The 13,505-nt window shown below is 58.7% G+C and carries 9 protein-coding genes and 1 pseudogene; 1 reads left to right on the forward strand and 9 read right to left on the reverse strand.

Annotation, left to right across the window (positions count from 1 at the left end):
• Positions 1-600: 600 nt before the first annotated feature.
• From K5Q19_RS20645 to K5Q19_RS20655, 3 genes are all read right to left on the reverse strand, one after another.
• Positions 601-2,991: a TonB-dependent receptor gene (locus K5Q19_RS20645; protein ID WP_156442047.1), complete on the reverse strand. Its 2,391-nt coding sequence runs from the start codon at positions 2,989-2,991 to the stop codon at positions 601-603.
• Positions 2,992-3,392: 401 nt separating this feature from the next.
• On the reverse strand, positions 3,393-4,703 hold the full coding sequence (locus K5Q19_RS20650; RefSeq protein ID WP_082737508.1) for an APC family permease: 1,311 nt from the start codon (positions 4,701-4,703) through the stop codon (positions 3,393-3,395).
• Between the two features lie 324 nt (positions 4,704-5,027).
• On the reverse strand, positions 5,028-6,215 hold the full coding sequence (locus tag K5Q19_RS20655) for an aminotransferase class I/II-fold pyridoxal phosphate-dependent enzyme (RefSeq protein WP_066114704.1): 1,188 nt from the start codon (positions 6,213-6,215) through the stop codon (positions 5,028-5,030).
• A gap of 93 nt (positions 6,216-6,308) precedes the next feature.
• On the opposite strand from K5Q19_RS20655, the gene K5Q19_RS20660 reads away from it, so the two are divergent.
• On the forward strand, positions 6,309-7,244 hold the full coding sequence (locus K5Q19_RS20660) for a LysR substrate-binding domain-containing protein (protein WP_066114696.1): 936 nt from the start codon (positions 6,309-6,311) through the stop codon (positions 7,242-7,244).
• Here K5Q19_RS20660 and K5Q19_RS20665 read toward each other — a convergent pair.
• The 6 genes and pseudogenes from K5Q19_RS20665 to K5Q19_RS20695 form a co-directional block, all read right to left on the reverse strand.
• Positions 7,241-7,432, reverse strand: a complete 192-nt coding sequence (locus K5Q19_RS20665) for a RidA family protein (protein WP_202185041.1) — start codon at positions 7,430-7,432, stop codon at positions 7,241-7,243. The two genes, K5Q19_RS20660 and K5Q19_RS20665, sit on opposite strands and share 4 nt — an antisense overlap.
• 12 nt (positions 7,433-7,444) lie before the next feature.
• Positions 7,445-7,708, reverse strand: coding sequence for an Atu1372/SO_1960 family protein (locus K5Q19_RS20670; protein ID WP_202184358.1), 264 nt, complete (start codon positions 7,706-7,708; stop codon positions 7,445-7,447).
• Between the two features lie 71 nt (positions 7,709-7,779).
• Entirely contained in the window at positions 7,780-10,293 is a 2,514-nt protein-coding gene (locus tag K5Q19_RS20675; protein WP_082737517.1) for a TonB-dependent receptor, read from the reverse strand.
• A 367-nt stretch (positions 10,294-10,660) separates the two neighbouring features.
• A complete protein-coding gene (locus K5Q19_RS20680; protein ID WP_066114832.1) occupies positions 10,661-12,112 on the reverse strand; it encodes an amidohydrolase family protein in 1,452 nt (483 codons plus the stop codon).
• Positions 12,113-12,631: 519 nt separating this feature from the next.
• The gene (locus K5Q19_RS20690; protein WP_156442069.1) at positions 12,632-12,790 is read right to left on the reverse strand and encodes an AbrB family transcriptional regulator; all 159 of its coding nucleotides are present in this window, start codon (positions 12,788-12,790) and stop codon (positions 12,632-12,634) included.
• Positions 12,791-13,028: 238 nt separating this feature from the next.
• A pseudogene (locus tag K5Q19_RS20695) lies at positions 13,029-13,505 on the reverse strand (hypothetical protein); the annotation flags it as partial.

The following is a 13,505-nucleotide window of genomic DNA, read 5'->3' on the forward strand; positions in this document are numbered from 1 at the left end:
CCCCTCGATGCTCCTCCACCATCCGCACCGCACGGTCGCGAAACTCAGGCGAAAACTTGTTCCTCGTAGCACTCATCGTGGCTCCTTCTCACAAATAGGAGCCTCCGGAAAACCCGGGACGATTCATCCTGAGCCTAATGCTTGTGCGCGGGGTAGCAAGTACCAGGTAAAGCTGTTCCACCAAATAAGGAAGGTCTATCGCCTGCTTCTCAAGTGCCGTAGCGGCGGGGCAAACAAGCATCGCAACTACGGGTGCTAGGCATCGATACCCGCAATATGTCATGGTCCTCTGACAAACACCAGATTGGCTGCGACACAGGCGGCAAGGTGCGGGCTGCCTTTTCTCTCGGCCGCTACGATCGCGGAATAATGGGCTTCGTCGCCACCACTGCCGGCATACACGTTGAAAACGTGCACAATTTTATTGCAGCCACCCGGCCACCCGTAATCCAAAGGTACGGCCAGAACGGTTGTACTACACCAACTCCGTTCATCCGCTTCAGGCACTTGGAGTAGAGAACTCACCCTGCGCGAACACATCAACTATCCAACCGATGCGGAACTGACCGGCAAGCAAAAAAGCGACGCTACCTTTTGGTATTAGAACGTTTGCCGCGCAGTCACGCCGAAGGTGCGTGGCTGGCCGATGTTGAAGCCGAGCCGCGCCCGACCGCCACGCTCGCGGTCAAACGAAAGCAGCGGGTTCTCATCAAACAGGTTGTTGACATAGGCCGTAAGCGACAGTCCATTATCCAGTTCAACCCCGGCGCTGAGATTGACCAACTGGTAATCCGGCAGCTCCAGATCGACCGTGGTCGACGCACTCGCCGGGGCGCCGCCGAAGGGCAAACCGTGGACGAAGGTGCGCGGGTTGTTTTCCTGATCCGACGGCTGCGTGAAGCGCGATCCGACATGCTGGAACGATCCGGTCACGAAGGCCGTGGTCGAGGCGTCGAGGTCCCATTCGTAGCTGCCGCTGGCCGAAAGCTGAAATTCCGGCACCGAGGGCAGGCGGTTGCCATCGCGGATCCCGGTCGCGCTCGCCAGCACGCCGGGCAGGGTGCTGTTGAATTCCGACTTGATGTAGCTGCCGGACAGGTTGAAGTTGAGCCCTGGCGAAGGCTCGACACCCAGCTCGGCCTCGATCCCGGCGGCGAAGGCCTCGGGCACGTTGAACACGATGCGCGACGAGCAGCTGCCCGCATCGAGCGTCACCTGAAGGTTGCTGATGTCGTTGTAGAAGGCGGCGGCGTTGAAGGTGAAGCCGGTGCCCTGGGTCTTCACGCCGAGTTCGTAGTTCCAGAGCTTTTCATCGCCATAGTCCTGGAAGCCGCCGAACAGCGCGAGGTCCTGCGCGTTGCACAACGGGGTGTTGAGCGGATCGTTGACCCCGCCAAGCCGGAAGCCCTGCGCGGCCTGGGCGTTGATCGTGACATCGTCGCTCGCCTTGTAGCTGAGCAGGAAGCGCGGAGTGAAACCGTCCGAGGCGGTCCGATCGACCACGCCGGCATCGCCATTGGCGAACAACCCGCCGGTGGTGATGGTGCGGGTTTCCTCGAAGTCGTAGTAACGCCCGCCAGCGGTAAAGGTCAGCTTTTCGGTGATGTCGTAAGTCGCTTCGCCGAACACCGCGAGTTGCTTGATATCGAACGGCAAGTCGGAGTTGAACGGCGAATTGGCCGGGAAACCATTCGCGACTGCCGCCGAAGTGCCCGCGCCCAGCGTCGTGTCGGTGAAGGCGTCATAGCCCGGGGTGGGCAGGCGCTGGCGGTAGTCGCGGTTCACGTCGGAATAGAAGGCGCCGAGCAGCCACTGGAACGGGCCGTCATAGTCCGAGGCAAGGCGCAGTTCCTGCGTGAAAGTCGAAAGGTCGGTCGTGTCGCGCAGGTTCGAGGGCAGCACCACAGCTGCGTCGGGGAACCCGAGATCGACCGAGACCGAACCGGTGAGCGCGCTGGCATCGCGGCTAACGAGGATGTCGCGGTTGATGTAGGAGGTGACCGAGGTGAGATCCATCGACCCGAGGCCGATCTTGACGGTAAGGTCGGCGATGAAGGTTTCGTCCTCGAAACGCTCGGGCAGAAGCAGGAACTGCTCGCGCTCGCCCAGCTGAACTGCGGGCCGCGTGGTGGTGAAGCGGTTGGCGAAGAGGTTGTAGATTTCCTGCCGGTTGAAGCCGCCAACCTCGATCTTCTGGTAGATCACGCGCGGGGTGATCGAGAGGTTGTCGGTGGGCTCGAAGGTGAGCGCGATGCGGCCGCCGTAGCGCTCGCCATCGTTGACGTTCTCGCCGCCGCCGGGGCCCTGTGCGTCGATGAAGCCTGCATAGCGGGTGTAGTAGCCCACCGCGCGGATTGCGGCGGTATCACCCAGCGGCACGTTGACGGCGCCCTTAAGATGCCCGCCGACATTGCCGCCATCGATTACATTGACGTTCGCTTCCAACTGCCCCTCGGTCACGCCAAGGGTCGGTTGGTTGGTGATGTAGCGGATCGTGCCGCCGACGGAGCCCGAACCGAACAGCGTGCCCTGCGGCCCGCGCAGGGTTTCCACGCGGTTCAAGTCGAACAGGTCGATATCTGGCGTGAACAGCGACAGCGAGATCACGGATTCGTCGAGATAGACGCCGACCTGCTCTTTTACGCCAGGCTGGTCGCGCACGACCTGCCCTGCGGAAATCCCGCGGACCGAGACCTGGCTCTGGCCCGGCCCGAGGTTCTGGATGGTAAGGCCTGCGACATTGCGCGACAGATCCTCAAGCGTCACCGCTCCCGAACGCTGAATGTCTTCCTGCGTCTGCGCGTTGATCGAAAACGGCACGTCCTGGATTGTCGTGTCGCGCTTGGTCGCGGTGACGATGATGACATTTCCCTCATCAGCTTGAACATCGTCAGTCGCAGCATCTTGCGCCAGAGCGGGATTTGCGATCAAAATGGCTGCGGTCCCTACCAGCAACTGGCTGATGTAGGTCGAACGATTTGTAGCACCCATCTTCATTTGCCTCTCTCCCGTCACGCAACTTTTTTGGTTAGATCTTCTCACAGCGCGTGCATCGCTCGCACAAGGCGCTCACTACAACAAGATCGCTCCCGACGTCGTTTGACATTGTGCGGAATGATCGTTGCAATCAAGCAACAAGGGACCAGTGCTAAACTGGGCTCACTTGTTCAAGCGATCCGCTCTTGCTTCGGAAGTAACACTGAATGGTGCGTCCTGGCTAAATCACAGCCGTTCCTTAGTTGTAAGACCCTCCCCGCATTCGGCCGCATTAAAGGTAACCCGAAAGGTGGCGGTGCTTAAGCGGGACATTTTCATCGCTCTTGGGGTATGATCATGTAGTTACGTCAGAGCCATCCGCCTGGTCCTCAAGTCCAAGTTCAAGTTGAGTTGTGTCAAGACCGATCCGTGGGCTTGCGACGGCGCCAAGTCGATAGCCAGAAAATGACTGTTCCGACTCCCACAACGAGCCCTGCAATAGAGAAATTTTCAAGCGTAGAATGGCCGATAAGCCAGAGCGTAAGGGCAAGGCCGACAGCAGGAATGGCCAGGCCACCGGGCAATTGAAACTGGTCGGGTTGAGCTGGAATCGTTCTCTCGATCCGGCGTAGAGATGCGATGCACAGGACATACACCAGCAGACGTACGAAGGTGCTGAGCGTCACCAGCCAGACAAAACCCTGCCCTACTGCTAGCGCGAAACACAAGATGCCGCAGAATATAATCGAGTTGACCGGAGATCCCGTTTGCTCGCTCACCTCGCCGAACCACGCCGGCAGACTTCCATCGCGCGATAGGGCAAACGTCAGTCGAGGGGCTGTTACGAAAGACGTGAGGGTACCTCCTCCGACCGAAAATACCACCCCGACAGCCAGGATCGCAGCACCAGTTGGTCCCATCAACCTGCCGGCGAGATCGATCAGAGGAGTCTCGCTTGCGCCTAAGTCGGGGCCAACCGATACAGCAACCATCTGGATAAACGCATAGCACACAGCGATTGTCGAAACGGTTGCGACGAGCGTGCGCGGAATCGCCTGGCGCGCGTCCTTCGTCTCACCAGCATTAATCAGACTGAACTCGAACCCTATGAACGCGTACATCAAGATCAGCATGGTCTCGCCAAGCGTTTTCGGCTCCACGACTTCTGCACCTACGATGCGGCTCCATTCAATTTCCGGCAGACCAACAATCATTAATAAGAGCAACGGGAGCAGCTTGAGTGTGCTGATCATATACAAAGCAAGCATTCCTGCTCGCACGCCCGCAACGTTAACTAGCGTTGCAAGAAAAATGAAAGCTGCGACTGCAATCATCCTCGGCAATCCGCCCTCTAGCGGACTCCAAAGTGCCGACGAATAGCTAACGATGAGCGTCGCGCTTGCCGCGATAGCCGCGACACGGCTCACGTAAATTAGAAGGCCCGTCTGAAACCCCACAAACCGGCCAAATGCATAAGTGGTATAAACAATTGGGCCGCCTGTAATGTCGAAAAAACTAGCGGCGCGAGCTAAACTCAGAGCCACAGAGATAATGAGAACGCCGCACAACAGGAAAATCCAAGGGCTGAAATAACCGGACTGGGCGATTGCGATCGCCGGTAGCGCAAAGATCCCCGATCCGATCACCCCATTCATGGCGATAGTTGCCACACCAATCCGACCGATCTCGCGGCGCAACAGCGATTCCGATGTGGGCGGTTGATTCATGATAACTGTTCCTGGCTCGGCACGGAGTCTCCGTGACCGTAAAGTTTTGTTGCCATGATAAGATCATCGTCCGACGACACTGAGCTTTCACCTCACAGGCGAATTGACCCGGTCGAAATCGTCGCCTCACAAACTTTTAGCCAGGCTAGGAGAAGCCGGATACTCGATGGCTGCCCATGCTATTGGCTCAGTTGCGTTCCTTGTTACTGCTTTACAATTGTCCTTGTCTCGCCCGTACATGACCAACTGGCGAGGAATCTTTCGCTAAGCAGGGTCCAATTCGTGAAGGACTTCAGAGATTTCGCGACCATTGTTCATTCTTGTTCAATTGGTGATGGAGGGAGCTGGTTGTGCTGCAGCAAGTATGGCGAAGCCTTTGGTCAGGCTTTCAATCAAATCATCAGAGTGCTCCAGACCGATGCTGAATCGAACCAGAGGACCATCGTGTGAAACCTGCGTAACTGTCCGGGGGGGCAGAGCATCAAGCACAGCGACAACGCTTTTGGTTCCGCCCCAACTGGCGCCGATAGCAAACTGATCCATGGCTTCGATGGCCTTGGCTAGCAGCGGCCTGGTCCAAGGTTCGAGGAACAGCGTGAGCAGGCCGGTTGATCCGGAAAAGTCTCGCAGCCACTCTGCATGCCCCGGGTTGTGTGTCAGAGCCGGATGTCGAACCTCGCGCACGCCTGGCTGATCGGTCACAAAATCCAGCAGCGTTAGTGTGGTGCGTTCAATCCGTTCCAGTCGCACCGCCAACGTTTCAAGTCCCCGCAAAGCAAGGCTGGCTTCGTCAGCAGATACCCCTTGGCCCAGCATGCGCGCATGATCCTTGAGCAGACGGAACCGGGCTTCGTCGCGCAGGGCGATTGATCCCATCACCAGGTCGGAGTGGCCTGATATGTATTTCGAAACTGCACAGACTGAGATGTCGACACCCAGATCGAGCGGCTTGCAACGGAGGGGAGTGGCATAGGTGTTATCGGCGGCTGTCGGAATGCCGTGCTCCCTGCATGCTGCCGTGATCGCCGGAATGTCCTGGATTTCTAGGGTCATCGAACCTGGCGATTCCAGCCACACCAGCGATACGTCCTTGTCCAACAGTTCCGCAATGCGTGCTCCGCTCAGGGGATCGTAATAGACTGGCGTCACGCCGTAGCGGTAAAGCAGGATGTCAGCGAATGGACGAACCGTTTCGTAGACATTGTCAGGAAAAAGGACGCGATTGCCAGATTGCGACAGCGCGAGCGTGACAAGCGTGATCGCCGCAAAGCCCGAGGACACCACCATCGCGCGATCGCCGCCCTCGATAGTGGCGAGAGTTTTCTCAAGCGCCCGACTGGTCGGTGTTCCATACAAACCGTAGGAGTATCCATCATACAGCTGTGATCTGCGCGCTTGGTAGGCGGCGACATTGTCGAATACGATCGTCGATGCTCGGTGGACGGGCACCGACAGACTCGTGAATTTATCTTCAGGCACAACCATTTTCAGGCACTTCGTCTCGTCATTCATGCCTCTCTCCTTGCGCAGCACGCTATGCGCTCGCTTTGCTCAATTCAAATCCCTGTGTTGCGTTTCATTATGCGGATTTGTTATAATGGAACCATGAACCTCAGTCTGATCGAAGCCTTCAATGCGGTCATGCGGACCGGGTCCACAACGCGCGGGGCCGAGCTGCTTGGGGTGTCCCAGCCCGCCATCAGCCGTTCTTTGAAGCGGCTCGAGGATGTGACCCGGCTCAAGCTGTTCGAACGACAGGGTCCACGTCTGCTCCCAACACCGGAAGCTGAAATCTTCTACCAGGAGATCGCCGATACCTACGTCGGGCTCGATCGTCTGAGGCAAGCTGTCGCGCGGATCCGGTCAGTCGGCACCGGATCTCTCCGGATCGCCTCGTCGGCAGCGCTTGGCCTGTCGCTGATACCGCGTGTGATCAGCCTTTTCATCGAACGACACCCGGGCGTGACTGTAACCTTCGAGATCGCCAATTCGAGCATGGTTCGAAATCTCGTTGCAAGCGGGACCTATGACATCGGCTTGTGCGCCGATGAGATTGACACGACCAATGTCGTCGCCGAGCCATTTCTTACGACGAGGGGCATCTGCGTCATGCCGAGCGGCCACCCTCTGGCCAAGCTCGAAACTATCAAACCGGTCGATCTGGACGGCGTGGCGCTTGTTTCACTTTCACCAGATGATACGGCGCGCAGGCAGCTCGACGCGTCGCTGCGTCTGGTGGGAGCGCAACCCAAGGTTGTGGTCGAAACACAGTTCGGTGCTTCGGTCTGTCAGCTAGTAGCAGAGGGCGCGGGCGTTGGCCTCACCAACGCCGTTTCGTTCGTGGCGAGCCAGTTCGAGGCCCAAGGGCTCATTGCGCGGCCTTTCGAACCAGCGATCGCCTTTCGCGCGCTGATGATCCTGCCGCCGCATCGCGGCAGATCCCGATTGCTGGAAGATCTTCTGACTACGCTGACGGTTGAACGCGACTATCTTCAACGCGCGTGCGAAACGCGTTTCGGGGGCGTTCCGGACGGATCCTAGGCGCGCAGCATGAATTGCGCACTCACTTCGACAGCCACACCAAACGGCAGACTGGAAACGCCCACTGCCGCGCGTGCGTGGCGCCCGCTTTCGGCTAGCACGGTCGCAATCAGATCCGAAGCGCCATTGATGACCGTCGAGTGCTCGGTGAAGCCGGGAGCAGACTGGACGAACCCGCACAATTGCACGCAGCCCTCCAGTCAATCCAGATCGCCTTCGATCGCTTCGTTGAGGACTGCGAGTATCGCAACGGCGCATTGCTGGGCTGCTGCAACACCGCGGTCGATCGATGTCCCGTTTCCAAGTGTGCCAGCGATCAGACCATCATCCGTCCGCGGCAACTGGCCGGAAATCGTAATCAGTGCACCCCTGCGTGTGAAGGGTAAGTAATTGGCAGCCGCCGGGGCGACGTTCGGCATCTTGATTCCTTTTTCGGCTAGGCGCTGTTCAATCGAGCCTGTCACCGTGTTCCTCCAAGTGAGCGGGGCCGACGCTGCCCTAATGCAAGCGTCGGCATCGCGATTGCGACATTGGCTCAGAAATTGACGTTCGCGCGCACGTACCAGAAGCCGCCGCTGAACCCGAAGGGAGAGAACTGCGGATAAATTATTCCGTTGTTCCGCTGTCCGATGCGTTGATCACGATCCGGATAGGCATCAAGCAGGTTGTTGGCGCCGATCGCAAGATTGATACGATCATTTACGTCGTACCCGAGCTCGAGGTCAATGAGCACTTCGGCGCCGAAGGTTTGATCGAACGCGTTGGGGGTTGGAACGGCGTTCGGAACGGCGTCGGTCCAACTGCCGAAATAGCTCGCGCGCAGTAGCCCGGAGAATGCGCCTGTTTCAAGCGTGCTGGTAATGCTGCCGCGCCAGTTCGGATTGAAACTGTTGATCTCGATCCTGCGTTCGCGATCAACCGCTCTTGCGTCTCGAACATTGGTCACTTCGTTCTTGGTGTAGTTGAGCGAAGCGTTGATCCCCAGGCGCGTACCAACTCCCAGTCGCCAATCTTTGGAGAAGACAAAGTCGACACCTTCAGTGCGGGAATCGAAGAAGTTGCCGAAGAACCTGACTGTCTGTACATCGCCGGGATCGATGCCCTGCGCTGCCATGGCCAGACGATCGGCTGCGGTGATCGGGATGCGCGAGGTTAGCGCGATGCGGTCATCGACCTTGATGTTGAAATAGTCGGCCGTAAAAACCCATCCGCCCGGGATATCGAATACCAGGCCTGCAGCGATATTCTTCGACTTCTCTCGATCTAGGGGTTGTGCGCCGTAGAATTGTGCGACCGGATCATTCGGCGGACGAGTGGTGGTCAAGAGGAGTCCGCCGGTCACGAGATCGATATTGGTGGCAACATCCGAAATATTTGATTGCCCCGGGGTTGGTGCCCTGAAACCAGTGCTGTAGGACGCACGGACAGCCATCCAGTCGGTGAGATCGTAGCGCCCTGACACCTTCCAGTTAAAGGTGCTGCCGAAATCCGAGAAATCCTCGAACCGCCCGGCGATGCCCAAATTGAGCCTGTCGGTCAGGTCGCCTTCCACGTCGAGATACGCCGCCAAATTTGATCGCGACCACGTGCCAGCTGAGGACGGCGCATACCCTGGGAAGCCTGACGAGCCCACCGCCAGACCCACCGGTAGGTTGCCATTGTCGGGATCGAGCACGCGGGCAAAAGGACCAGCCTGCCAAGAAGCCACTTCGCCGGCGGTGATCTCAAACGCCTCGCGCCGATACTCAGCACCGAAGGCCACGTTTAGCGGGTCTGCCAGACCGATTTCAAATGGATAGACGAAATCGGCATGGAACTGCGTCTCGCGCTGAGTCACCTTTCCGGCATTGAAGCTGGTCGGCGACTGCGGACCAAGGGACGGGTTCACAGTGTTCGAAAGCTCATAACGGACCCGGTTCTGAGCGACAATCGCGGCCAGGTCATATCGCAGATCGCCGAAGTCGCCGCGCAACCCTCCCGCGATACTAAGATCTTCGATGTCAGTCCCGAAGATTGGCGTGAAGCCACCTGGAAATTGCGAGGTGAAACTGAACCTTGCTCCGCCCGGCGTGGTGGTCAATGGAACACTGCGAAAGATGTCTGTCCGTGTCACCGGATTACGGTAGAAGAACTCGGTATTGCCGGCGCTCCACGCATAGTTGCCGAACAGATAGACCGTGGCATTATCAGAGGCGGGCACCTCGGCATTCAGCAGGAAACGTGCAGCTTCAGTGTTCACGTTGCCCCAACGTTGGGCGGGTACCGGCACGGCAGTATTGCCGGCATTGATCAGAGCCTGCGCATCCGGACGCTGGGCGCCGCGAGATGTCGGCTTTGACCGGACATATTCGCCACTCAGGTTGATGAACCCGTCAGCAACGGGAAAACCAGCATTGGCCGCGAGCGTCACATCCTCGCCGTCGCCCTCATAAAACTGGCCATACCGCGCTGTCATCGATAGCCCGTCGGAGTTGTCTTTGAGCTGGAAGTTGATCACGCCCGCTATAGCATCCGAACCATATTGCGCTGCCGCGCCGTCACGCAGAACTTCGATGCTCTTGATCGCGATCGTGGGAATGCTCGAAAGGTCGGATCCTTGCGCACCTGCCGCGAGCGGCTGATTGGTGATCTGCACCAGTGCCGAACGATGGCGGCGCTTGTTGTTGAGCAGGACCAGCGTCTGGTCTGGCGGCAGACCGCGCAGGCTGAATGGACGGACAAAGGCAGATCCATCCTGCGCCACGAATTGCTGGACGTTGAGCGACGGCACTGCGACACGCAGGGCATCATTCAAGTTTGATGCTCCCTGCCGGTTGAGGACATCAGCAGAAATGATGTCGACCGGACGCGCGGACTCAAGATAGGTCACCCCTTCCCGTCGGGTACCGGTGACAATGATCGTCTGCTCGGCCTTTTTTGCTTGCTCGTCGTCGGGGTCGGACTGATCCTGCGCCAGCGCCGCTGCTGGAGCCGTCACGGCCGTCAAAAGAGCTAGAAGTGAAACCGCGTCAGACACTCTCGCACGCACTTCGAGACCAGATTCCAACATGCCCCGTTTCCTTTGATTGTGGTCGCAACACCCCTTGGCAGCACCCGAACATTGCCCAATCTCAGGTTGTCGAAAACTAAGCCTAACCGCAAATACGTATTTTGTGAGATAGCATGCAAAAATGGTATAATCGATTTTGGGAGACGCCGACTGGGGCTGTCTGTCGATGGGCGTGCTAATCGGCGGCGCATTGATCACGGAATTTGACGCTCAGCCCGTTAAAGCTGCCTGGCAGCTTTCCGGATCTAACAGGGGCCCGACTCATGACTGGGTCTGGGTGGATTGGCGAATGGCGGCTCTTGCCGCGACCGGAGGGGTCTGTCGGCCGCAGGCTGCCGATCGAAAAGACCGGTTTCAATCCATCGGACTAATGACCCTCGTCGCGGCTAAAGCCGGAAGCTAGAATGCTGACGAGTCCGTTCATCACAGTCTCGTAGTAGGCTCCGCGGAAATGCTGGTCATAGCTCTCGACCGCCGCGTCGATCTGTGCGCGCCGATACATTCGTCCGCCGACCATCAGGAACTGCCAATCCCGCACCGCTGCTAAATCGGAACGCGGGTCCTTGGGCAAAATCAACAGGTCGGCAAAGTTGCCGACCGCGATCCGGCCAACCTTGCCCCGATCAACATGGCGGCCATTGACCCCCGTCGCAGCGGCGAGTGCAGCTTCGTTGCTGCCAAAGGCGTCGGACAACATCGCCAGTTGGAGATGCAGGGACTCGCCCGGCACGACATAGGGCATGACGACATCCGTCCCCGCCAGCACATCGATACCGGCCAAACGGGCTTTGCCGACAATAGCGAGCTCTGCCACAATGCCATCAAGGTCGGCGGCAACAGCTTCGCCACTTTCGGGGTGCGCGACGATCATCGGCCAGGCCTGCTCCCAGAAGGCCGGGAGATGCCGGAGGCCTTCGGTCGGAGGGAACCGCTGCCGGTCTGATGCAGTCAACCGCGCTTTCTGGTTCCCCTGTGTCGGCAGGATCGATATGCGGTTGGCCTTCATCAGCGCGATCACCTTGGCAATGTCGGCTCTGGTCATCCCGGACACATCCTGAGAGCGATAGTCGAAGCCCTTAGGCGGCGGCTTGCGGAGATAGGGAATGCCGGTGAAGTGCTGGACTTCGAAATCGGACACATCGCGAAGGTTTACCGCATTCGGCGTGTGACCGACCAGCGGCAGGCCTTGCCGCTTTGCTTCGGCAGCGGCTGCATCAAATGCAGCTTTGGGCAGCCCCGAGTAGGTTTTGATGCAATTGACGCCGCTTGCCTTGAGGGTCTTCACGGCGCTGATCGCCTGCGCTGCGTCGATCACCGACAAGGCGCTGGGCCAGCTCGGCCGCTCGCCATCCAGCACCGGGCCGCAGCGATACATTCTGGGGCCGGCGATCCGCCCTCCTGCAAGTTCGGCTTGCAAACCTGCAATATTGTCGTCGGTCTGCCCCATGTCGCGAACACTGGTGACCCCGTATTTCAGGTAGAGCAGCGAAAACAGGCGCTGGTTGCCAATTGCGAGCTGTGGCGGCGTATGAACATGGGCGTCGATCAGGCCGGGCATGACGATGCAGTCGGGGCAAATCGGCGGATCGTCATCTGGCCGACTTGGTCTGATTTCGGCTATGCGCCCGTCTTTGACGGTGATGGTCTGATCGGGCTGCAAGGGCTCGCCGGGATTCCAGATCGTAACCTTAGCAATCATCCGGTCGGAACGCGGCGGCACCGAAACATCGGGCGGCAAAATCATCCAAACGCCCGACAACATGGCAAGGGACAGCGCTCCGAAGATGCCCAGCGACCAGATGCCAATCCGTCGAACCATGTAACTCCGCTTCAGGAAATTGCGATTTATTGCCGCCCCCGAAAGGCTTATCGCAGGACCAACGACTTAAGCGCAAGAGCTATCGCTACGACCGTTTCGGGGTCGGTTTGAGAATTTCCGCTATCAGGGAGAAACCCACAGGAGCTGCCTAGCAGGATACTGGCGGCTTATTACCGGTGAGGTGGCAACCGCCCTGCCCTTCCCGCTGGACATTCGAATAGCGACGACTTTGGCTTTGACGACATCGGCAACTGCTCTCCAGCTCTGGTCACTAGTCCATGTCGGCAGACCGTCGCGCTGCGCCAGCGCAATTCAGAGGATCGACCATTGCGTCGACCTAGCGTTCAGGCATGCTAAGATGGATGAAGTGGATGACCGCTTCGGCATAATTGATCGTGCATATCCGGGCGTCTGCGATTGCCGCTGCGACTTTGTCGGCACCCTTCTCCCCCTTGAGCATGGCGATTAGGGCGGAGGCATCCTATACAATATCCCTTACTCGTCGCTGTCCTCACGGCGCTAGGCGAGGAAAGCATCGACCGACGCATCCGGCTTTCCTGCGGTGTATTGCTTCGCCAATGCTTGCGCGCGCGCAACAGCCTGGGCAGCCGTTCGCAGCACGAGACCTGTCGGCGTCTCATCCAGATAGACCGGAACACCGCACGTCGCGCAGACCAAGCGTCCTTCGCCGCGTTTGACGAGTGCCTTGAGCTTCTGGCGCAACAGGATCGCGCGCTCATACCGGAACACCCGAATCAGACGATGAACATTGAGCACATGGCCAGTTCGCGGGTTCCTTACTGCGTCAATCTCCGGCTTCGTCACCGCCGATGCCCATGCTAGCGGATCGACTGTCGTGTTCCCAACCATGGTCATCTCCTTTCTAGCCGCAGAAGACTTCAAACGAATCCCGAAGCTAACAACGCTCCAGGCGAGCTCCCGCTCGATTGAGGCCCCAGCGCCGCTCGACATAGAATTCGAGGGCCCTGCGGACGTCGAAGCTCAGAACTTCCTGCGTGAACCCATACTCGAGCCTAACTGCGGCCTGCTGCTCTGCAGTCAGACTACTCAGCGGCCTAAGCCGGATTTCTACCAGCTCTTCCCAGTCAGTATCGCGCGGAAGGTCCTCAGCGATCGGTGCCACTGAAAATGTGCTCTCAGGCAGAACCCGGATAGGAACATAGTCGCGCCATTCGCGGTGGTGAAAGCTCCAGGCTCGAACGTGCAGGCGCTCCCCGTCGGAGGCAAAATGCGCAGGCGCAATCCATTGGTTCTGCCGCAGCCCACTCGACATCGACATGTAGCCGATCTCGATTTTCTGGCGCTGCTCGATTGCCTGCCAGAGACGCCGCATCACGAGTGGGGGGCACTGCCGAACAGGCGAAGGCAGAAC

The sequence above is a fragment of the Novosphingobium sp. genome (assembly GCF_019748365.1).
GTDB lineage: Bacteria > Pseudomonadota > Alphaproteobacteria > Sphingomonadales > Sphingomonadaceae > Novosphingobium.